General features: G+C 68.0%; 19 protein-coding genes. 7 read left to right on the forward strand and 12 right to left on the reverse strand.

The genetic code is table 11. From position 1 onward, the window contains the following. Positions 1–62 precede the first annotated feature (62 nt). Positions 63–368 carry a hypothetical protein gene (locus ACSQ12_RS03325; protein WP_011690482.1) on the forward strand — a complete coding sequence of 102 codons (306 nt, stop codon included), beginning with the start codon at positions 63–65 and terminating at the stop codon, positions 366–368. On the opposite strand, the gene ACSQ12_RS03330 is transcribed toward ACSQ12_RS03325, so the two are convergent. After that, complete coding sequence (locus ACSQ12_RS03330; RefSeq protein WP_436064323.1) at positions 365–982, reverse strand: DedA family protein; 618 nt, start codon at positions 980–982, stop codon at positions 365–367. The two genes, ACSQ12_RS03325 and ACSQ12_RS03330, sit on opposite strands and share 4 nt — an antisense overlap. Positions 983–1,045: 63 nt before the next feature. Next, complete coding sequence (locus ACSQ12_RS03335; RefSeq protein ID WP_436066924.1) at positions 1,046–1,990, reverse strand: RluA family pseudouridine synthase; 945 nt, start codon at positions 1,988–1,990, stop codon at positions 1,046–1,048. A 128-nt stretch (positions 1,991–2,118) separates the two neighbouring features. Between ACSQ12_RS03335 and ACSQ12_RS03340 the strand changes: the two genes are divergently transcribed. Both ACSQ12_RS03340 and ACSQ12_RS03345 read left to right on the forward strand, forming a co-directional pair. Beyond that, positions 2,119–2,775, forward strand: a complete 657-nt coding sequence (locus ACSQ12_RS03340; protein WP_436064324.1) for a helix-turn-helix domain-containing protein — start codon at positions 2,119–2,121, stop codon at positions 2,773–2,775. After that, positions 2,768–3,460, forward strand: a complete 693-nt coding sequence (locus ACSQ12_RS03345) for an SRPBCC family protein (RefSeq protein ID WP_436064325.1) — start codon at positions 2,768–2,770, stop codon at positions 3,458–3,460. Before ACSQ12_RS03340 ends, ACSQ12_RS03345 begins: the two co-directional genes overlap by 8 nt. A gap of 198 nt (positions 3,461–3,658) precedes the next feature. Here the strand turns inward: ACSQ12_RS03345 and ACSQ12_RS03350 are convergent, their stop codons facing one another. Beyond that, positions 3,659–5,149: a PLP-dependent aminotransferase family protein gene (locus ACSQ12_RS03350; protein ID WP_436064326.1), complete on the reverse strand. Its 1,491-nt coding sequence runs from the start codon at positions 5,147–5,149 to the stop codon at positions 3,659–3,661. Positions 5,150–5,210: 61 nt separating this feature from the next. Here ACSQ12_RS03350 and ACSQ12_RS03355 point away from each other — a divergent pair, with 61 nt between their 5' ends. Then, positions 5,211–5,873, forward strand: coding sequence for a YczE/YyaS/YitT family protein (locus tag ACSQ12_RS03355; RefSeq protein WP_436064327.1), 663 nt, complete (start codon positions 5,211–5,213; stop codon positions 5,871–5,873). Here the strand turns inward: ACSQ12_RS03355 and ACSQ12_RS03360 are convergent. The 3 genes from ACSQ12_RS03360 to ACSQ12_RS03370 all read right to left on the reverse strand — a co-directional run bounded on the left by ACSQ12_RS03360 (position 5,828) and on the right by ACSQ12_RS03370 (position 13,356). Continuing rightward, positions 5,828–6,667 carry a DNA-formamidopyrimidine glycosylase family protein gene (locus ACSQ12_RS03360; RefSeq protein WP_436064328.1) on the reverse strand — a complete coding sequence of 280 codons (840 nt, stop codon included), beginning with the start codon at positions 6,665–6,667 and terminating at the stop codon, positions 5,828–5,830. The genes ACSQ12_RS03355 and ACSQ12_RS03360 overlap by 46 nt on opposite strands. Beyond that, complete coding sequence (locus ACSQ12_RS03365; RefSeq protein WP_436066925.1) at positions 6,660–11,660, reverse strand: DNA glycosylase AlkZ-like family protein; 5,001 nt, start codon at positions 11,658–11,660, stop codon at positions 6,660–6,662. Before ACSQ12_RS03365 ends, ACSQ12_RS03360 begins: the two co-directional genes overlap by 8 nt. A 184-nt stretch (positions 11,661–11,844) precedes the next feature. After that, positions 11,845–13,356: an FAD-dependent oxidoreductase gene (locus ACSQ12_RS03370; RefSeq protein WP_436064329.1), complete on the reverse strand. Its 1,512-nt coding sequence runs from the start codon at positions 13,354–13,356 to the stop codon at positions 11,845–11,847. A 126-nt stretch (positions 13,357–13,482) separates the two neighbouring features. Between ACSQ12_RS03370 and ACSQ12_RS03375 the strand changes: the two genes are divergently transcribed. Further along, positions 13,483–13,953 carry a DUF4383 domain-containing protein gene (locus ACSQ12_RS03375; RefSeq protein ID WP_436064330.1) on the forward strand — a complete coding sequence of 157 codons (471 nt, stop codon included), beginning with the start codon at positions 13,483–13,485 and terminating at the stop codon, positions 13,951–13,953. A gap of 38 nt (positions 13,954–13,991) precedes the next feature. Here ACSQ12_RS03375 and ACSQ12_RS03380 read toward each other — a convergent pair whose 3' ends face one another. The 4 genes from ACSQ12_RS03380 to ACSQ12_RS03395 all read right to left on the reverse strand — a co-directional run bounded on the left by ACSQ12_RS03380 (position 13,992) and on the right by ACSQ12_RS03395 (position 16,719). Next, positions 13,992–14,636: a DUF4232 domain-containing protein gene (locus ACSQ12_RS03380; protein WP_436064331.1), complete on the reverse strand. Its 645-nt coding sequence runs from the start codon at positions 14,634–14,636 to the stop codon at positions 13,992–13,994. A 100-nt stretch (positions 14,637–14,736) separates the two neighbouring features. Next, positions 14,737–15,528, reverse strand: coding sequence for a YcnI family copper-binding membrane protein (locus ACSQ12_RS03385; RefSeq protein WP_436064332.1), 792 nt, complete (start codon positions 15,526–15,528; stop codon positions 14,737–14,739). A 124-nt stretch (positions 15,529–15,652) separates the two neighbouring features. Continuing rightward, positions 15,653–16,288 carry a hypothetical protein gene (locus ACSQ12_RS03390; RefSeq protein ID WP_436064333.1) on the reverse strand — a complete coding sequence of 212 codons (636 nt, stop codon included), beginning with the start codon at positions 16,286–16,288 and terminating at the stop codon, positions 15,653–15,655. A 212-nt stretch (positions 16,289–16,500) separates the two neighbouring features. Then, positions 16,501–16,719 carry a hypothetical protein gene (locus ACSQ12_RS03395; RefSeq protein ID WP_436064334.1) on the reverse strand — a complete coding sequence of 73 codons (219 nt, stop codon included), beginning with the start codon at positions 16,717–16,719 and terminating at the stop codon, positions 16,501–16,503. Positions 16,720–16,946: 227 nt separating this feature from the next. On the opposite strand from ACSQ12_RS03395, the gene ACSQ12_RS03400 reads away from it, so the two are divergent. After that, positions 16,947–17,291: a hypothetical protein gene (locus ACSQ12_RS03400; RefSeq protein ID WP_209747437.1), complete on the forward strand. Its 345-nt coding sequence runs from the start codon at positions 16,947–16,949 to the stop codon at positions 17,289–17,291. 53 nt (positions 17,292–17,344) lie between these two features. Here ACSQ12_RS03400 and ACSQ12_RS03405 read toward each other — a convergent pair whose 3' ends face one another. Then, positions 17,345–17,932: an adenylate kinase gene (locus ACSQ12_RS03405; protein ID WP_436064335.1), complete on the reverse strand. Its 588-nt coding sequence runs from the start codon at positions 17,930–17,932 to the stop codon at positions 17,345–17,347. 106 nt (positions 17,933–18,038) lie between these two features. Then, the gene (locus ACSQ12_RS03410; protein ID WP_436064336.1) at positions 18,039–18,485 is read right to left on the reverse strand and encodes a hypothetical protein; all 447 of its coding nucleotides are present in this window, start codon (positions 18,483–18,485) and stop codon (positions 18,039–18,041) included. 157 nt (positions 18,486–18,642) lie between these two features. Here ACSQ12_RS03410 and ACSQ12_RS03415 point away from each other — a divergent pair, with 157 nt between their 5' ends. Beyond that, entirely contained in the window at positions 18,643–19,419 is a 777-nt protein-coding gene (locus ACSQ12_RS03415) for a type 1 glutamine amidotransferase domain-containing protein (RefSeq protein ID WP_436064337.1), read from the forward strand. Positions 19,420–19,473: the final 54 nt, after the last annotated feature.

A 19,473-nucleotide genomic window follows, 5' to 3' on the forward strand; every position in this document is an offset into this window, starting at 1 on the left:
AGAGAGCGTTTGAATAAAAGCGGCGAAAAGTGAGAGAGCGTCCTGACGCTAGGGTTGATTTCATGCCTTCGTTCCAGACCAGACTCAAGATCACCGGGCTGAAGCCCGGCAATCCGCCCGAGGCCGTGATGGCCGCCGCAGTCGAAGCGCTCGGCACGAGGCACCACGTGGAGTCGAACCAGCTGCAGATTGCCGCCGGTGTTCCTGAACTGAACCTCCGCTTCCTGGTGGAACCGACGGAGTACACCGGTGAGAACAACCAGGCGCGGGAGTCGGCAGCGATGATGCGCGACGCCGTCGAACGCGTTGCGGTGACGGGCGCACTTTTGGTGCTCCGCCGTAGCCGCGGCCGCTGGGCTCCCGTCTAAGCCGGATCGCCGGGTTCGTCCACGGGGGACCGGCTGCCGCGGCGGCGGGTGACAATCATGCCCACCACGGCGCCGATCACCAGCCCGACGGCGACGCCGATCAGCGAGCTCGCCCAGAACGGCAGCTTGGTGGCGGATCCGGTGAAATAGCCGAGTCCCGTGAGCCAGGTACCCCAGAGAACTCCGCCCAGCGCGGCGCAGAAGCTGAATGCGCGGGTGGTGACGTCGGCGATCCCGGCGGCCGCCGACGTCGCCAGCCGTCCGCCCGGAATGAACCGCACACCGATGATGGCGCCGTACGTAGTGGAACGGCCCGCTTTGGCGATGGCGGCGTGGATGCCGCTGTGAAACTTGCGGCCCCAGCTCCACCGGTCCAGGACATGGCTGAGGCGGCGCTTGAACAGCTGGAACACCACAACATCGCCGACCCACGACGCAAACGCGGCAAGGAATCCCACCAGCAGGAAGTTGGCGCGACCTTCCGCGGCGAGCGCCCCGCCCGTGATCACCACCATTTCGGAGGGGACGGGCGGGAAAATGGCGTCGCCAAGGACGATGGGGATGATCCAGAAATAGATCGCGGCGCCCCAGGTGTCAGCGTTGGCGAGGTCCATGGGCACAAGGTACCGCATTTTCGTGACGCGGGACGGCGGGCATGGTCCGGTCCCGGGCTGGTCCTAGGCCGGGGCCTCGCTGAGCTGAAGCCGGCTGCGATACTCCACGGGCTGCCCGGTGATGGGGTCGACAAACCGGATTCCGCGGGCCAGGAGCTGCAGGGGCCTGGTGTAGTCGTCCGGTGCCTTGTCCAGCAGCTCGGGGTAGAAGGCATCATTGACGATCCCCAGTCCCAGCGACGCCATGTGCACCCTGAGCTGGTGGGTCTTTCCGGAGTGCGGCTCAAGGCGGTACAGGCCCCGGCGCGCCGGTTCACTTGCGTGAGTGCCGGCGTCGAACGTTTTCATCAGTTCAATGCGGGTTTCCGCATTGGGTTCGCCGTCCACCACCTCGGCCAGCAGGTAGCTGCGGGACTTGGTCATGCGGTTCCGGACCACCATGGGGAAGTCGACGGCGGGGTACCCGGCGGCCGGTTCCGCGGCGGACACGCACTCGTACTCCTTCTGGACCTGGCGCTTCTCGAAGAGCACCTGGTACTTGCCGCGGGTCTCGGGGTTGGTGGAGAGCAGGAGGATGCCGGCCGTCATCCGGTCCAGGCGGTGCATGGGGATCAAGTCCGGGAGGTCCAGCTGGTTCCGAAGCCGCACCAAGGCCGACTCCTGGATATAAGTGCCGCCCGGAGTGGTGGGCAGGAAGTGGGGCTTGTCCACCACGAGGATGTGGTCGTCCTGGTGCAGGATGCTGAGTTCAACGGGAAGCCGCGTCTCCGGCGGGAGGGTGCGGTAGTACCAGATGAACGTGTGGTCCTTGAGCCTGGTGCGCCTGTCCAGCGGAACGCCGCCCTCGCCCACGATCTCGCCGGCGTCGAAACGGTCCTCGATGCCCTGCGGGTCGATGTGGCCCCAGCGGTGCATCATGTAGTCCATCGCGGTGTCCCACGGCCCCTCGTCCGGGAGGCGCAGGCGGGTCGCGTTCACGCCGTCGCGCACGGGGAGGGGGGATTGCATCACCGGTCCATTCTACTTTGTGCGGGTGCCGCGCCCTTTCCCGCGAAGCCGACATGATTCCGCCGGATCAGTTACCGACGGTAAAAAAGTTCTTGACAAATAAAATTGTCGGTACTGATACTTAAACCATGTTGGACATCGAAGTGATCGAGGACCCGGCCGCGGCGGAAGCCTCGCTGGACCCCATCCGCACCCGCATCCTCCGGGAGCTGGCGGAGCCCGGGTCCGCCACGCAGCTCGCTGCCAAGGTGGGGCTGCCGCGGCAGAAGGTGAACTACCACCTCAAGGCCCTGGAGCGTCATGGCCTGGTGGAGCTTGTGGAGGAACGGCGCAAGGGCAACGTCACCGAGCGCGTGCTGCAGGCCACCGCGGCGTCCTACCTCATTTCACCCGTGGCCCTTGCCTCCGTGGCGCCGGATCCGCACCGTTTCGCGGACCGGTTCTCCGCTTTCTGGCTGCTGGCGCTCGCCGGGCGCATGGTCCAGGAAGTCGGCAAGCTCATCGCAGGGGCAGCCGCGGCGCGGCAGAAACTCGCCACATTCGCGATCGACGGCGAGATCACCTTCCGCACCGCCGCGGACCGTGCCGCCTTTGCCGAAGAGCTCGGCATTGCGGTTACCCGTCTGGTGGACAAATACCACGACGACGACGACGGCGGCGCGGGCGGGCGGAAGCACCGGCTGGTCGTCGCGCTTCATCCGGCACTCAAGGAACCGGCACTCAAGGAACCACACAAAACCACCACCCCGATCGGGGAAAAGGAACAGGAGCAGGGCAATGACTGACAACCGGAAATTCGAGATCGTTTACGACACCGACCTGCCGGGCACCCCGGAGCGGGTCTGGGAAGCCGTCACCAAGGGCACGCCGGGCTGGATGTTCCCCACGGACCAGTGGCCGGATGTGAAGACGGTTGAGGAGTATCCGCGGCACCTGGTGTCCCGCATGGACGGTCCGGACGGCTGGTTCAACCAGCTCGAGCACGTCCTGGAACCGCTCGACGGCGGCCGGGCCAGGCTGCATTACGTGCACAGCGGCATCTTCGCGGACAACTGGGACGAGCAGTACGACGGCGCCAGCAAGCACACGGAGTTCTACCTCCACACCCTGGGCCAGTACCTGCAGTACTTCGACGGCCGCCCGGTGGTCTTCACAGACATCCAGGGCCCCGCGGCCTCGCAGGTGCCGGACGGCTTCGTGCGGCTGAAGAAGGCCCTCGGCGTCGACGCCGCATCGCAGGGCGACACCTTTGATGTGGAGCTCGACGGCGTGGGGCGGCTGACGGGGCAGGTGGACTTCTCCAACGAGAACTTCCTGGGCCTGCGGACAGCGGACACCATGTACCGCTTCTTTGGCCGCAACGCCTTCGGTGCGCCGGTGGGCATGACCGTCCACGACTTCAGCGGCGGCGGGGTTTCCGAAGCCACGGCTAAGGCCTGGGGCGACTACCTCGGGAAGGTCTACGCCTAGGATTCCGCGGGCCTGGCCGGGTCCGGCCGCCCTGCTCAGCGACGCGCAACATACCTGGCGCTACGCAAAATGCCTGGCGCTACCGGAATACCGGCGCGTCAGGTATTTTGCGCGTCATAAATGGCTGTCCGCAGCGCTCCGGGTTGGCGGCTGCCGAACCTCGTCCAGCGCCGACCCTGGTCCAGGGCGCGGCCGCGGTCAGGCGATGGCGACGGCAGGTGTGTGCCGGAGGCTGCGGCGGAGCCGGGGTGCGCCGTCGAGTTTGTCCTGAGCTGACCGCAGGGCACGCACCGCCGTCTCCAATTGCCCGGGCGGAAGCGTGTAGGGGATGCGCAGGTAGTGCTCGAAAGCCCCGCCCAGGCCGAACCTTGGGCCTGCTGCCAGCCTCACGCCGAAGTCGGGGCCGAGGACCGTCAGCGCGGTGCTGATCGGTGCGGGGAGCCGGCACCAGACGCTCAGCCCGCCGTCGGGCCGCTCCGGCTCCCAGCCGGGTAGGATCCCGCCGAGCAGCTCAAGCAGTGCTGCCCGGTTCTCGCGGAGGGCTGCCAGCCGGGCTGGAAGCGGCTCGTCGAGCGACCGGACCAGGTGTGCCGCCGCCAACTGTTCCACCACCGGTCCGCCCAGGTCCATGGTGGTCCGGGCAGCTGCGAAGCGCTGAATCAGTGAACTGCCGGCCCTTATCCAGCCGGTCCGCAGGCCGGCCCAATGCGACTTGCTGAGGGAGCCGATGGTGACCACCGCCGGACTGAAGGCCGCCAGCGGGGCCGCGTCCACGGCGTCGAGGTTCAATTCCCGCAGTGTCTCGTCCACCACCAGCACTGTTCCCGCGGCGGCCGCCGCCCGTACGAGCCGGCGGCGCTGGGGATCGGACATCAGCCGGCCCGTCGGGTTGTGGAAGTCCGGCACCACGTAAGCCATCTTGGGCCGCTGCTGCATCATGGCGGATTCCATGCCGGCCACGTCCCAGCCGCGCCCGTGCGGGAGGGCGACCGGCACGGGCCGGCAACCGCTGGCGCGGATGGCATCAAGCGCGTGCGGGTACGTGGGGTGGTCCACGAGCACTTTGTCCTGCCGGCCGGCAAGGGTGCGGAGCACGATGTTCAGTGCGTGCTGCGCGCCTGATGTCACAAGGATCTGGTCCGCCGTGGTGGGGGCTCCGGCCGCCGTGTACCGCGCGGCAATCGCCTCCCTCAGCGGTGCGATGCCGACGGCGTCATAGCCGAACCCCGGAAGCAGTGCAGGGAGCTCCGTCAGCGCGGCGGCAAAGGCCCGGTGCACCACTTCGCCGCTGGCCGGCAGGGATGCGTAGGCGAGGTCGAGCAGGCCCGGCGGCGCTGCCAGTCCCGGCGCGCCGGCCAGCGCGTTAGGGCTGATGAGCTCGGCGGCTGCCGGGCCTCCTGCGCCCGCGGGCAGCTGGCGGGGAATGCAGGTCCTGCCGCGGCTGCCCTGCCGGCTGGTCAGGAAACCCTGCTCGCGGAGGCTGGCATAGGCAGCCGTTACCGTGGTCCGGCTGACACCCAGGGTTTCGGCCAGGGCGCGCTCGCTGGGCAGGGCCATGTCCAGCGGGACGCGTCCGTCCAGGATGAGGAGGTGTACGACGTCGGCCAGCTCTCGGTAGGCGGGGCCCGCGCCGCGGTGCCATCCGCCCAGGAGGCGCACCAAGGCAGTGGGGTTAAGGGAGCCGGACATGTAGCCAGTATCTCAAACTGGATATGGATTACAAGGCCAGTTCTGGCGGAGGATGATTCCCATGATGACCCGAAGACTCCTTCAACTGTTCACCGGCCTGGCCATGTACGGCATTTCGCTGGCCATGTTCATCCGTGCCGGCCTTGGCCTTGACCCCTGGGATGTTTTCCATCAGGGCCTGGCCGGGAAGACAGGCCTTTCCATCGGAGCGGTGGTGGTGATCGTGAGCTTCCTCGTCCTGCTTCTCTGGATTCCGTTGCGGCAGTGGCCCGGCTTCGGCACCTTGTGCAACGCCGTGCTGGTGGGTGTGTTCGCCGATGTGGGGCTTGCGCTGATTCCGGAGTTCTCGCACCTGGGCGGCCAGATCGGCATGCTGGCGGGGGCTGTGCTGCTGAACGGTATCGCGTCGGCCTGCTACATTGGCGCCCGCTTCGGCCCCGGCGCCCGCGACGGGCTGATGACCGGCCTGGCGCGGCGGACGGGGTGGTCGGTGCGGACGTCCCGAACGGGCATCGAAATCGTGGTCCTGGCTACCGGATGGCTGCTGGGCGGATCCGTGGGTGTGGGCACAGTGGTGTATGCCCTGGCTATCGGCCCGCTGGTGCAGTTGTTGTTGCCGCGGTTCACGGTGCCGGAGGCGCCGCGCCCGGTCGCGCTTCCGCTGGAGTCAGGCGCCGATCATGCAGTTCCTGCCGGCGGCGGCTGGCAGCTCGGACAGAAGTAGATATCCCGCTCCTCGGCGCCCGCACCCTTGGCGAGGACACCGTGGCGGATGGGCGTACCGCATTTAAGGCACGGCTGGTGCTCGCGGCGGTATACCCAGTATCCAGGTCTTCCGGCCATCCGTCCGACCGGCATTCCGCGCGGGTTCAGGACGGTGGTCCGGCGGCCCGGCCCGAGGTTGGCCTCCAGTAGCTGCTTGGCCGTGGCCATCATGGCGGGCAGGTCCGTCACGTCGGCGACCGGTGCTGCGGGATGGATGCCGGACAGGAAGCAGGCCTCGCAGCGGTAGATGTTGCCGATGCCGGCCAGGTTGCGCTGGTCCAGCAGCGCCACGCCGATGGGAACGTCAGGGGCAGCGAGCAGCCGCCGTTCGGCCTCGGCCATGTCCCAGTCCGGACCCAGCAGGTCAGGCCCGAGGTGGCCGACAACGGAATCCTCGTCAGCGGTGCGGACCACTTCCAGGATGCCGAGGGAAAACCCGACGGCGTCTGCCGTGGCGGTGCGCAGCACGCACCGGGCGGTGAACCCCGGTTTCCGCCAGCGGCCGCCGGGCGGATAGACCTGCCAGGCGCCTTCCATCTTCAAGTGGGAGTGGATGGTCAGCCGTTCCTCCGCCGGACCACGAAGCCGCATGAGGAGGTGCTTGCCGCGGGGCACCACCTCGTCCACGGTCCAGCCCGCCAGCTTCAGGGTGGCGAACCGGGGCACCCGGAAGTCGGAGGCTGTGAGCTGGTGCCCGGCCAGGGCGGCATGCAACTGGGCGGCCGCCCGCCAGACGGAATCGCCTTCAGGCACGGATTCTCAGTCCCTTCGGAGTCGAATAGGCGCCGGCGTGGGTCAGGGCGGCGGCAGCGGGAGTGTCCAGGATGCCGTGGCCGTTGACCTTTTCCATGATGAGCTTGTCCACGGCGCCGCGCTTGACCACGCCGACCAGGGCTTCCGCCGCGGCGGCCAGCACCTCCGGATCTTCATCGAAGGCGAGCAGCGTCTTGCCGCCGCGCTCCACATAAAGGGTCAACGCGCCGTCGACCATCACCACCAGGGCTCCGGCCTTCCTGCCCGGACGGTGGCCGCTGCCGGCTTCAACACTCAGCGCGGGCCAGGGCAGGGCCGCGCCGTACGGGCTGGCGGGGTCCGTCGCGGCAAGCGCCAGGGCAACGGGCTCCGGCTTCGCCAGCTGGGCGTCTTCCGAGTACGACCGCAGCCGGTCCACCGTGGCCGGAACCGCAAACTGCGCGGCGCCGAGGTGTTCAATGAAGTAACCCCGGCGGCAACGCCCGGCCTCTTCCAGCCTGGCGAGGACTTTGTACATCAGGCCGAATCCGCCCAGGATGTTCTCCGCCATGACCGAGCCGCGGGTCACCACACCGTAGCGGTCCAGCAGAAGCTCCGCCGTGGCGCGGGCATGGATGGTGGGGTCCAGTTCCGGCAGCGGCAGCGCGGACCACCGGCCGGCCGCCAGCGGCGGGGTAGGGGCGGCGCCGGTCACCGAGCCGTAGCGTCCGCCGGTCAGCCCGGCAGATCCCATCAGGCCCGTTCCGTGCGCCCGTCCCAGCCTGCTCATGCGGGGTGCGCGTGCCCGCGGGGCCCGGGCAACCTGCCGGTGCGCCGTGTGGCCGCCGGCGATCATGGCCCGGACCGGAGCGAAGGTGTCGCCGGTGATGCGGCCGGCCCACGCCAGGTCCCACAAAGCGGACACCACATCCTGGTCGCTCAGCACGGAGTCCATGCCGCCGGCAATGTCTGTCAGCTGGCGGAAGAAGTACCCGCCGCCGTTGTTCTGCAGGTGCTCCAGCAGCCGCTGCTGCGCGTCCCCGGGCTGGTAGTCCGGCGCGGGGTTCAGCGTGAGTTCGGCCGAGTCCGCGAGGTGCAGGCTCACCCAACCGTCATTGCCGGGCAGCGCACCGGCGCCGGACCAGAGGACCTCGCCTGCGGCCATCAGTTCGTCCAGCATGGCCGGCTGGTAGTCGCTGACGCGGCTGGCGAGGACCAGCGGTTCCCATGCGGAAGCTGGAACCGGTACGCCGGAAAGCTGGTCGACGGCGGTGATGATGCCGTCCAGCCCGCGCAGGGCGGACTGGCCCCGGCCGCGCCCGGGAGTCCGGACGTTCTGCCAGGCCGGGAGGAACCGTCCGTAGGCGCCGGCATCCACGGGTTCCACTTCGGCCCGCAGTGCCGCCAGCGACCGGCGTCGCAGCTTTCGCAGCACCTCGGCGTCGCACCATTCACTGGTGCCGGCCAAGGTGATGGTGGAGGCGGCCGGCAACGCCGGCACATCGTCCTCGCCGGGTTCCGGTATCCCGGGCACCTGGTGGGGCGGCGTGGCGTGCGGGCGGAACTCGCCTTCCACCACGCGGCCATCCGCGGCGAGCCGTTTCAGCGCGGTGCTGACGACGGCGACGCCGAGTCCCAGCCGGGCCGCGGCTTCCGCCGCGGTGAAGGGCCCGTGGGTGCGGGCGTAGCGGGAGACAAGGTCACCGAGGGGGTCGGCGACTGGTTCGATGAACGCGAGCGGTACGCCCATGGGCAGGGGGACCCCGATGGCGTCCCGCAGGCGGGCCGCGTCCTCAACGGCCGCAAAACGCTCGACGCCGCCGATGTTCACCCGGAGTGCGCGGTTGGCGCGCTGCAGGGCGGCGAGGTGGGTGGCCGCGTCGGCCAGGAGCGTTTCGACAGGCTCAACCGCCGGGGCGGACTCATCGCCCGGCGCAGGCTCGACCAAAGGCGCTGGCTCAACCGCCGGGGCGGCTTCCAGGCGTTCGGCCACTTCCCCCGGGGTCAGCGGACCGAGCAGCCGGAGCAGGTCCGCGACGCCTTCCATGCCGCGCACCCGTCGGTCCGGGGCGAGGCGCTGCAGTTCCCGCTCGGTGGCTTCAATGACCTTGGCGTCCAGAAGCTCGCGCAGCTCAACACGGCCCAGGAGCTCATTGAGCAGGGTTGAATCCAGGGCCAGTGCGGCGGCCCGCCGCTCGGCCAGCGGCGAGTCACCCTCGTAGAGGAACTGGGCCACGTAGCCGAAGAGCAGGGACTTTGCGAACGGCGAAGGCTGCTGCGTGGTGGTCTGTAGGATCCGCAGTTCACGCCGCTCGATGGACGCCGCGATGTCCTTCAGCGCCGGGAGGTCGTAGACGTCCTGCAAGCACTCGCGCACCGTTTCCAGCACGATGGGGAACGTGGGATATTTCCGGGCCACGTCCAGCAACTGCGCGGACCGCTGGCGCTGTTGCCACAGGGGCTGGCGCTTCCCAGGGTTCTGCCGGGGCAGCAGCAGGGCGCGGGCGGCGCACTCGCGGAAGCGCGAGGCGAAGAGGGCGCTCCCGCCCACCTCGGCCGTCACGATCTGTTCGAGTTCCTCCGGATCGAAGAGGAACAGTTCGGCTCCGGGCGGCTCGTCCTCCATCATGGGCACCCGCAGCACAATGCCGTCGTCCGCGGCCATGGCGGAGCCGTCCATCCCGTAACGCTGGTGCAGCCGCTGCCCCACCGCGAGGGCCCAGGGTGCGTGCACGGGCATGCCGAACGGGCTGTGCAGGACCACGCGCCAGTCGCCCAGTTCGTCATGGAACCGCTCCACCACCAGGGTGGTGTCGCTGGGGACGACTTCGGTGGCCAGCTTCTGTTCGGCGAGGTATTGGATCAGGTTGTTCGCGGCGAAATCATCGAGTCCGCTGGCCTTGCACCGTTCCGTGGCGGGTCCGACGTCGGACGCTGAGAGTTCACGCACAAAAGCGCCCAGCGCGCGGCCCAGGTCCACGGGCCGGCCCAGCGAATCGCCCTTCCAGAAGGGGAGTTTGCCGGGCTGGCCGAACGCCGGGGAAACGAGCACGCGGTCGTGCGTGATGTCCTCGATCTTCCAGCTGGTGGCACCCAGGGCGAAGACGTCCCCCACCCGGGATTCGTAGACCATTTCCTCGTCCAGTTCACCCACGCGCCGGCCACCCTTGGCTGCGGAGGCGGCGGGACTGGCGGCCTTGCCGTCGCCGGACGGTGATGCCGAGCCTTCCACCTCGGTGCCGATGATGTAGACGCCGAAAAGCCCGCGGTCCGGGATGGTGCCGCCGGACGTCACGGCCAGCCGCTGCGCGCCGGGGCGCCCTTCGATGGTGCCGGCATTGCGGTCCCAGATGATCCTGGGCCGGAGCTCGGCGAATTCGTCCGACGGGTAGCGGCCGGCCAGCAGGTCCAGTGTGGCCTCGAACGCAGAGCGGGGGAGGGACGCAAACGGGGCGGACCGGCGGACCGTGGTGAACCATTCCTCCACATCGATAGCGCCCAGCGCGGTGGCGGCCACGGTCTGCTGCGCCAGGATGTCCAGCGGGTTGGCGGGAACGCTGAGCCGTTCGATCTTGCCGCCCAGCATGCGCTCCACAGTGATGGCCGTATGCACGAGGTCGGCACGGTGCTTGGGGAACAGGACACCCTGCGACACTTCCCCCACCTGGTGCCCGGCCCGGCCCACCCGCTGCAGGCCGCTGGCAACGGACGGCGGCGACTCCACCTGGACCACCAGGTCCACGGCGCCCATATCGATGCCAAGCTCAAGGGAGGACGTGGCAACAACGCACCGCAGCCGGCCCGACTTGAGGTCGTCCTCGATCAGCGCCCGCTGGTCCTTCGAGACGGAGCCATGGTGTGCCCGGGCCAGCACCGGGTCGGCACCTGCGGTGCTGCCGGCCTGTGCCATCATGTGCGCCGGGGTTGCCGTGGACGTCAGGGTCCCGGCGCCCGGGGACGCCGCCGTTCCTCCGGCAGGCGGCGCTCCGAAGTCCGGCGCGCCGGCGCCGAACTCTCCCCAGCCGCCGCCCGCGGCCACCAGTTGGCGTTCGGCATATATTTCATTGAGGCGTGCGGTCAGCCGTTCTGCGAGCCGGCGCGAGTTGGCGAACACGATGGTGGACTGGTTGGCCATCACCAAGTCGACGATCTTCTCTTCCACATGCGGCCAAATGGAGGCCTGCGGCTGGAGCCCTGAGGCAGGCCCGGAGTCGAAGGCGCCGGCAGCCCCTTGGAGGTCGGACATGTCCTCCACCGGCACGGAAACTGTCAGGTCCCAGTTCTTCTTTGACGGCGGGGCTACAATTTCCACCGGCGCGGAGCCGGCCAGGAACTGGGCCACGAGTTCGCGGGGCTCCACAGTGGCCGAGAGGCCGATCCGCTGCGCCGGCTTGGGCAGGAGGGCGTCCAAGCGTTCCAGTGATACGGCCAGATGCGCGCCGCGCTTCGTGCCGGCGACGGCGTGGACCTCGTCCACGATGATGGTGTCCACCTCCGCCAGCGTTTCGCGGGCTTTGGACGTGAGCATCAGGAAGAGGGATTCGGGCGTGGTGATAAGAATGTCCGGCGGGTGGCTGAGCAGGGCGCGGCGGTCCGCCGTCGTCGTATCTCCCGATCGGACGCCCACTGTGATCAGCGGCGCGGGCAGTCCCAGCCGCTTTGCTGTCTGGGTGATGCCGATGAGCGGCGCGCGGAGGTTGCGTTCGACGTCGACGCCCAGCGCCTTGAGCGGCGAGATGTACAGGACGCGGGTTTTCCGCTTGGGCGTCTTAGGCTTTCTGCCTTTGGCGGCCGGGTCCAGGCCCGGCAATGCTTCCGGCTCGGCGGGAGCCGATGACTGGAGTCGGTCCAGCGCCCAGAGGAACGCCGCGAGCGTTTTGCCGGAGCCGGTCGGTGCGACCACCAGTGCATGGGACCCGGACGAAATAGCGTTCCAGGCGCCGTTTTGTGCGGGCGTGGGCGCGGAGAACGCACCGAGGAACCACTCCCTGGTGGCCTGGCTGAACCGGTCCATGGTCCGCGCGGAAGAACGCCCGCCGGCTGGCGTTCCTGTTGGTGTGTCGCCTGGCGGCATGCCGCTGGCGGACTCCTTCCCCTGCATTCCTCCATCATGCCCTACGGCACCGACACTCTTGGCGGCACCCCTGACGGGTCTGGCAGCCCGGCCGCCCGCGGGCGGCCGGGCCGCCCCTGACGGCTCAGTCAAGCTGTCGCAGATTGCGGACGGCAGGTCCTTCCAGCACGGTGCCGTCGCTGCTGAAGCGGGAGCCGTGCAGCGGGCAGTCCCATGATTTTTCGCTGTCGTTCCAGCGCACAATGCCACCCAGGTGGGTGCAGACGGCGGACAGCGTGCAGCGGGTGCCGTCCACAGTGGACACCGTTACGGGCTTCCGGCCGCGGCGGGACACCATCCCTGTCCCTTCCGGCGGTTGCTCCCGGGACTCGTCGAGGCGCTTGAGTCCCACCTGACCCCAGTCCTTGGCCGCCGTAGCCGCGACGGCTGCGTTGAGGGAGACGGCGGACAGTGCCCCGGGAGGGGACGTGACCCTGTGGTGGATGATGCTGGCCCAGGGGAGCCGGGTGCCGAGGATGTCCGCCGTGATGTCCAGGGCGGCGGCGACGGAGTTGGTCATGCCCCATTTGTTGTAGCCGGTGGCGAAATAGACGCGGCCCCGCCCCCGAGGCAGTTTGCCGAAGAACGGCATCAGATTTGTGGCCTGGTAGTCCTGTGCCGACCACGAATGGGTGAGGCTGGCGCCCGGGAACTGGGCCGTTGTCCACGCGACCAGGGTGTCGAGGTAGGCCTGCGCTGACCTGGCATGGCCCACGGGGTGCCCGTTGCCTCCCACCAGGAGGAGCCGCCGGCCGTCGCCGGGGTAATCGCGAAGGGACCGGATCGGCCGCTCAACGGAAAGGAAGATGCCGTCCGGCACGGCAGTCGTCCCGGGTACTTCGAACGCCGCCGCGTAGGAACGGAGCGGCTTGAGTTTGGCAAAGTACAGACCGCGGTCCAGGACCGGTGTCCCGGTTGCCAGCACCACGTCCCGTGCGCGGGCCGGCCCGTGGTCGGTCTGGATTTCCATGGGGTCCAGCCCGCGGCCCGGGCGCAGCCCACGGAGCCCGTTCAGCCGTACGCCTGAGACGATCTGCCCGCCGTGCGAGCGGACATCCTCCACGAGGGAATCGATGACTTCCATCGGGTTGATCTGGGCCTGCCCGGCGAGGCGGATGGCACCGCTGACGGGAAAGGGCAGCCCGGGGTCGTTCACGGACTCCGCCTCGAGCCCGGCGGCCCGGGCTGCGGCCAGCTCCCGTCGGACGGTTTCGGTCCCGTCCGCGGAGGTGGCGTAGGTGTAGGCGTCGCGGTGCTGGAAAGGCACTCCCCGGTCTGCCAGGTACCGCAGCAGCCAGGCCTGACCCTCGCGGTTCATCTCGACGTAGGCACCCACTACTTTCTCTGAATACTGCTGGCGCAGCGCTGAAAGCACGGTTCCCTGAAGGAGTGAAACCTTCGCGGTGGTGTTGCCGGTGGTCACGGCTCCCGGGCTCCGGGCTTCGACAACCAGCACCTTCTTGCCGGCGCGGGCCAGGAGCAGCGCGGCCACGAGTCCGGTCAGTCCGGCCCCTGCCACCACGGTGTCAAAGGTGCTGCGGGGGTGGAACTGGTCGCTGCGGAAGGCGTGGTCGCGGTCCAACCAGAGGGAGGTCATGATCCTGCCTGCCTTTCCCGGTGCCGCGAATGCCGTTTCCGGAACGTCATCGGCGGGACTCCGACGGACTTCATAAGTAGACTTATCATGTCATGAGCAGCGTGACCGGGGAACAGGAGCGGCACCATGAAAACAACCGAAGCCGCCAGTGCCCGATTTGGCTTTCGGAAGAACGTCCAGAAGTCGTCCCTCATTGCCGGGGCGGCCCTTTTTATTGTGGGAGTGCTGGGATTCATTCCGGGCGTCACTGAGAACTATGGCGCGCTGGCCTTTGCCGGGCACGGCTCGGAGGCGATGCTCCTTGGCGTCTTCCAGGTGTCCGTGGTGCACAACCTCATCCACCTGCTGTCCGGAATCGCGGGGGTGCTGATGTCGCGGCGTCCGCTGCCTGCCCGGAACTTCCTGATCGGCGCAGGGGTGTCGTACATGGTTCTGTGGACCCTCGGACAGTTCCTGGCACAGGATTCGCCTGTGAACATCCTCCCCGTTAACGGCGCCGACAACTGGTTGCACCTGATTCTGGGCATGGCACTGATCGGGTGCGGGGTGGCGTTCTCCCGCGACGCGCCCGCAAGGTTACGCGAATCCCGCGCATAAGTTCCTGCCGCGCCCAGATTCCTGCCGAGGCTAAGTGCCTACCGGGCGTGGAAGGCCCCGATAGTCAGCAGCTCGATAGCTTCGTTGCTGCAGGCGGTCCGGGGTTCCGCGAGGAAAAGCGAAGCAGTCTCCTCCGGCGGATAGATCCGGTAGCCGGCAGCCTGCGTAGCGTTGCAGTCGGTGTAATTCCCCGCCTGCGTGTAGCGCATGTCCGCGGCTCCCGCCTGTCCCGGGGCAAGGAGTACGTCGGCAACGGGCGAGGACCCGTCCTGCCGGGCCGGGGCACCGATAGGGGCACCGTTGGCGTCCGCGGTGAGGGACACCCCGGGGAAACCCCGCAGGAGGCAGGGCTCGGTGCCTGAGTTCGTGAGGATCAGTTTGGAATAGATGCTGCCGGCGGCGCCGCCGCCGGTGGAATCCGAGGATACGGTCAGGTTGGCGGCCTTGCACAGCCCTTGCTGCGCGGACGCCGGAGACGACGGCGACGGCGACGACGCCGCCGGAGTGCTGGGCGGCTGGCTCGCGGACGGGGCCGACGAGGCGGCGGGGGTGCTGGATGTGGAAGCAGCCCCGGAAGTTCCCTGGGGCTGCGGCTGGCTGGGCCCGCAGGCGGTGAGCAGGAAGGCGGCGGCTGCAACCGCCGTCGTGATGGCAAACCCGTTTTTGATTGGCTGAGACCTCATGGCTCAAACTTTATGCCTGCGGTTGCCTGAGTCAACGATGCCACGACCGCTGCCGCGGATTGATGCCCGGATTGTGATTTCCGGGCATCAATCCCGCGCGTTACTTCTTCGGTACCGAAGCGGCTCCAGGAACGGGGGCTTCTGCGGGTTTCCGGGTCCGGCTGCGCATCAGCGCCACTCCGCCCAGGGCGAGTCCGCCGAAGCCGGCCACGAGGCCTGCCCAGCTCCGCGCCTGTGCGCCGTCGTCCGTGGTGGCCGAGACGGAGGAGGCCTGGGCAGCGTCCGTCCCTGTTTCGTTGGACGCCGATGCATGGCTGCCGTGTCCGTCCGCCGAGGCCGCGGCCGTGACGGTGAGGGAAGGTGCGGGTGCTTTGAGTGAGTGCGGGTCCTGACCGTCCTTGGCGATCTCGGACCAGTCCGTCTGGCCCTGTTCGCAGTTCTGCAGGGTGGGGAAATGGAGGGTCGTGCCGGCGGCGTCGGGAAGCTTGACGGAGAGGACCAGGGCGTCCCGGAGCTCCGGGTTCAGGGGTGCCTTGGCGGTGTAAACGATCTGGCTGGTCCGCTTGGTGATGGTGGCACCGTCCGCCAGCTTCTTCGGTTCCGGGAGCTGCTCCACGACCTTCTCCACGGTCCAGTTCGGGTTCACCGTGGGCTGGGCGTCGTTGAGTTCCTCGGGCAGCGTGATGGTCACCTTGGTGGTGCCGGAGTCGTCGCAGCCGTGCGGGATGCCGAAGGTGAGCAGTGCGTAGGAGTTGGCGTCGGTCTTATCCGGCGTGACACCTACGTGCGCGGAGGCAGCCGTGACGCCGGCCAGCATGAGGGCTGCGGTGCCGCCGGCCACTGCCGTTGCGGAGAGGGTACGACGGAAGGACAGGGGTGAGGACTTTTTCAAAGCAAGGGCCTTTCAAGGGTGCACGACGCGCCAAGGCGGTGCACAAGAACATGGAGTGGTGTCCGGCGCCGGGCGGGGACCGCCGGGAACGGCAGATCAGCAGACGGGCGGGGCCGGGACGGTGTCAGGAAAGTACGACGGCGGCGGGCGGGCCCCGCGGGCAGTCGGCCCTGAGGTTGCGCCAGGGGAGGGGAGCTGCATCCTCAGGCCAGCCGGCGGCGGCGGGCGCCGCGGCGACGTCGGGCATTGCCGCCCGGGGGAGTCGGACGAGCGGCCGGAGCCACGCCGCGAGGGACCAGAGCGCAGCTTCGCCCTTGGCCAGCAGCAGCGCGCACGCGAGGGTGGCCAGTGCGTGTCCGCCCAGCATCAGTCCGGCAGCCCAGCCTGATTCGTAATGGTGCAGGTGGCTGGCGGCGCTGGCGGCGTCCAGCGGAAGGCCGGAGAACGCTGCTGAGGCGGGGTGGTGCCCCGTCGGTTCTGCCGGTCCTGCTCCGGCCGGAGAGCTTAACGCGCTGAAAGCCTCGTGGAGGACCAGTTGTCCGGCACCCAGGAGCGCAGCCATCGCCGGGAAATTCAGTTTGCGCCGGGTGGCCGCAGTGGCCGCCATGCCGGTGAGGGCGAGGAACGCCGCCATGATGCCGGGCGCCGGCAGGGCACCGCCGCCAACCACGTGCGCTGCTGCTGCAAGGGTCACGATCATCGCGGCGACCATGGCCGCGCGGAGGGAATGGAAAGGAGTCCGGGCATGGTGAGTGCGCACGGAGTCCTCCCTTGGGGTCGGTTCGTTGCCGGCTTCGTTCCGCGCGCCCTGGCCGTAACGCTGGCGCGGGACAGGACTCGGGATCCCTGTCATTCTAGCCGGGATACGGAGCCGGTCCGGTTAGTCCGTTTCGGGCCCTGAGCAGTAGTGGCAGTCATCCTCACAGAGGGTTGTGCCGGAGGTGGCCTGCTGCGCTGCGTCGGCTGTGGCGGTCACAGGCTGGTCCCGGCCAGCTGGTAGCCGTCGCCCACATGGAAAAGCCGCCTGCGGCCAAGGCTGGTCTTGATCCACACAACGGCACCGTCCGCAGTGCGCTCGTCCACTTGCCCGGTGTACTCGATCCGGCCGTTGCGGCTCAGCTGGACGCTGTCGCCCACCTGGACGTCGTCCCAGCCCGTACTGCTGATCACCGATTTGTTCTGCGAAGTCACGTGTCGTCCCCGTTGCCGTTCCCTGAAGCCTGCTTGATTCCCGGTGCCGGCAGCTGGTGGTCAGCGCCGACACGATCCATCTAAGCCGTCGGGCGGGGGCGCGTTCAATGGATGAAGTGCCGATGCTGGCCGGAGGGAACTGTGCAGGCGCCCAGCAGTCCCTATACCGCGTCCGGAGCCCGGCCTAGACTGCTGGCATCAGCAGCCACCAATCCAAGGAGACAACCATGGACTACGCAGGTACGGGCAACGAGAAAGCCGTTGCGGCGGGTGAGCTTAACCGAACGCACATCGGGCACACGGTCAGCTTCCAGCCGGACGAGTTCACGCTGGTGTTCGGCAGGATCGGTGCCATTGCGCGCAAGGAGGGCGGAGTAACCATCGCACTGGACGGGGTTGACGGGGCCGGCGGGCTGCAGTCGCACTACAGCCTGCCCCCGACACAGGATGTGTACGTCCAGCCGGACATGCTGACCAACACGGAATCCACCATCAAGGATCTCTTCGGCAAGGTCCAGGAGAACCTGCGGGGTGGCGGCCACAAGGGCGACCAGCGCCCGGACGTGCCGTAAGGTCCGCTCCGTCAGGCCCGGGCGCTCCGTATGGGCAGCCGCGCGTTAACGCGTTATAGAGGACCGTCCATGGCATCGGGGAACGAGGTGCGGATTGCCGCAAGCAGCCTGTCGAAGACCTCATCCTCGCGTCCAGTGCCTTCCACGCTCAGGAGGATCCCGCGCTCTGAGTAGGCCGCGGCCACCGGCTCGGTCTCGCGGTAGTAGAGCTTGAGGCGGTGCCGGATGACCTCCTCGGTATCGTCGGTGCGTCCTGTCACGGTGGCGCGGTGAAGCAGGCGGCGGGCAAGTTCGGCGTCGTCAACCGTTAGTTGGAGTGCGGCGTCCAAAGCACGTCCGTCCGCGGCAAGCATGATGTCGAGTTCTGCCAGTTGCGAGGTGGTGCGCGGATAGCCGTCCAGGAGGAAGCCGCCCGCGACGTCGGCCTGGGCAAGGCGGTCACGGACCATGCGGTTCGTGAGGTCGTCGGGGACGAAGTTCCCCGCGTCCAGGTGAGCCTTGACGTCCCGGCCCAGCGGCGTCAGGTCTTTCACAAGATCGCGGAAGACCTCGCCGGTGGACACTCCGTTAATGCCGAGGCGCTTCGACAACCGTTCGGCCTGGGTTCCTTTGCCGCACCCCGGAGGGCCCATGATCAGCATTCGCATCGTTGAGACCGCTCCCCGGGTGCCGTTGAAAGGTGTCCCTCCATGGTGTCCGCCCGGAGACGGCAGCACAAGGGGGCGGGGGCGCCGCGCTTCCGGGGCATCAGTCAGTCTTCTGACCCAGCTCCAGGAGATCAATGTCGACGTTGCCGGCTCCAGGTTTCGGGGAGCCGCGGCGCTTCCGGAGCTGGGTGGCTCGATACTCGTCCCGGGACAGCGCGTAGGCGTAGTAGGTGAAGGCTCCCGACAGGGCAGTGAGGAACAGCCCGCCCCAGAACGGGCTCTCTCCACGTCCGAGTGGACCCAGGAAAAGCACTACGGAGAAGGCGGTCAACAGTCCGGCAAAGACGGCAAGAATCCCCATGCCCCACCAGGTGCGGACCTGGGCGTGGCCACGGCCGGGCGTGAAGCCGATCTCATCGCCGGGATAGCTGTGCAGCTCCCCGGTGCTGGTCTTGCGGAGAACCCGCTTCTCACCGGCTGCGACGGCTCTCTTGTGTTCTGCGTACACGGTATCGTTGCGCCGCTCCCGCTCACGGTCGTAAACCATGGGTGGTCCTTTCCGGTGCAATGAATGGTTCTGGACACATAGCCCTCAGACTAACGAAAAATGAGGCAACAGCATGTCCGGCAAAGGAAAAGCTGACAGTAGGGAGGGCCCGATCTGGGCTGGGCGTAGGGTGGAAGTCAGACGAAAGGAGCACTTCATGAAGAAAATCCTCATGGTACTGACCAGCGTTTCCGAGATCGGCGATACCGGCGAGAAGACCGGCTACAACGTGGCCGAGGCCGCACATCCCTGGAAGGTCTTCAAGGATTCCGGGCATTTCGTCGACTTTGCGTCCATCAAAGGCGGACAGCCCCCGCGCGACGAGGTGGACCCGAAAGATCCCATCCAGGTCGCCTTCACGGAGGACGAGACCACGCGCGCCGGTCTCTACAACACAGCCCGCGTCGACGTCGTTGATCCCGACCAGTACGACGCCGTCTTCCTCGTGGGCGGCCACGGCACCATGTGGGACTTCCCGGACAGTGAAGGCTTGCAGAACCTGGTGGCCAGCGTCTACAACGCCGGCGGTTTGGTGGGCGCGGTCTGCCATGGACCGGCCGGCCTGCTGAACGTGGAATTGGAGAACGGGTTCCGCCTCGTCGAGGGCCGGAAGGTGGCCGCCTTCACCAACGACGAGGAGGTTGCCGCAGGGAAGGACAAGGTCATCCCGTTCTTCTTGGCAGACCGCCTTGAGGAACAGGGCGCCACCCACATCTTTGCGGATGTCTTTGAGGAGAAGGTCGTGGTTGACGAACGCCTGGTGACCGGCCAGAACCCGGCCTCAGCCGCTGGCGTGGCCAAGGAAATGGAGAAGCTCTTCGCGCAGGTCATCCACCAGGAAAAAGCCGAGGAACAGCACGAGACGGAAACTCTGCGCGCCGAGAAGGACGCCGAGAAGAACGCCAAGAAGGCTGCTGCAGAAGCAGAGCACTAACGCCTGCAGCCCCTGACGTGAGAGCAAGTGCCTACGAGCTTCGCAGCCCTGGCG

The sequence above is a fragment of the Arthrobacter sp. LjRoot14 genome, assembly GCF_964253905.1.
In the GTDB taxonomy this organism is placed as follows: Bacteria; Actinomycetota; Actinomycetes; order Actinomycetales; family Micrococcaceae; genus Arthrobacter.

Excerpts from the sequence above, each read along its gene's own strand:
- ACSQ12_RS03345 (WP_436064325.1), top strand. The coding sequence starts at position 2,768 with ATGACTGACAACCGGAAATTCGAGATCGTTTACGACACCGACCTGCCG.
- ACSQ12_RS03400 (WP_209747437.1), top strand. The coding sequence starts at position 16,947 with ATGGACTACGCAGGTACGGGCAACGAGAAAGCCGTTGCGGCGGGTGAG.
- ACSQ12_RS03405 (WP_436064335.1), bottom strand. The coding sequence starts at position 17,932 with ATGCTGATCATGGGCCCTCCGGGGTGCGGCAAAGGAACCCAGGCCGAA.
- ACSQ12_RS03350 (WP_436064326.1), bottom strand. The coding sequence starts at position 5,149 with ATGTCCGGCTCCCTTAACCCCACTGCCTTGGTGCGCCTCCTGGGCGGA.
- ACSQ12_RS03335 (WP_436066924.1), bottom strand. The coding sequence starts at position 1,990 with ATGCAATCCCCCCTCCCCGTGCGCGACGGCGTGAACGCGACCCGCCTG.
- ACSQ12_RS03370 (WP_436064329.1), bottom strand. The coding sequence starts at position 13,356 with ATGACCTCCCTCTGGTTGGACCGCGACCACGCCTTCCGCAGCGACCAG.
- ACSQ12_RS03330 (WP_436064323.1), bottom strand. The coding sequence starts at position 982 with ATGGACCTCGCCAACGCTGACACCTGGGGCGCCGCGATCTATTTCTGG.
- ACSQ12_RS03375 (WP_436064330.1), top strand. The coding sequence starts at position 13,483 with ATGAAAACAACCGAAGCCGCCAGTGCCCGATTTGGCTTTCGGAAGAAC.
- ACSQ12_RS03355 (WP_436064327.1), top strand. The coding sequence starts at position 5,211 with ATGATGACCCGAAGACTCCTTCAACTGTTCACCGGCCTGGCCATGTAC.
- ACSQ12_RS03410 (WP_436064336.1), bottom strand. The coding sequence starts at position 18,485 with ATGGTTTACGACCGTGAGCGGGAGCGGCGCAACGATACCGTGTACGCA.
- ACSQ12_RS03340 (WP_436064324.1), top strand. The coding sequence starts at position 2,119 with ATGTTGGACATCGAAGTGATCGAGGACCCGGCCGCGGCGGAAGCCTCG.
- ACSQ12_RS03325 (WP_011690482.1), top strand. The coding sequence starts at position 63 with ATGCCTTCGTTCCAGACCAGACTCAAGATCACCGGGCTGAAGCCCGGC.
- ACSQ12_RS03415 (WP_436064337.1), top strand. The coding sequence starts at position 18,643 with ATGAAGAAAATCCTCATGGTACTGACCAGCGTTTCCGAGATCGGCGAT.
- ACSQ12_RS03365 (WP_436066925.1), bottom strand. The coding sequence starts at position 11,660 with ATGGACCGGTTCAGCCAGGCCACCAGGGAGTGGTTCCTCGGTGCGTTC.
- ACSQ12_RS03380 (WP_436064331.1), bottom strand. The coding sequence starts at position 14,636 with ATGAGGTCTCAGCCAATCAAAAACGGGTTTGCCATCACGACGGCGGTT.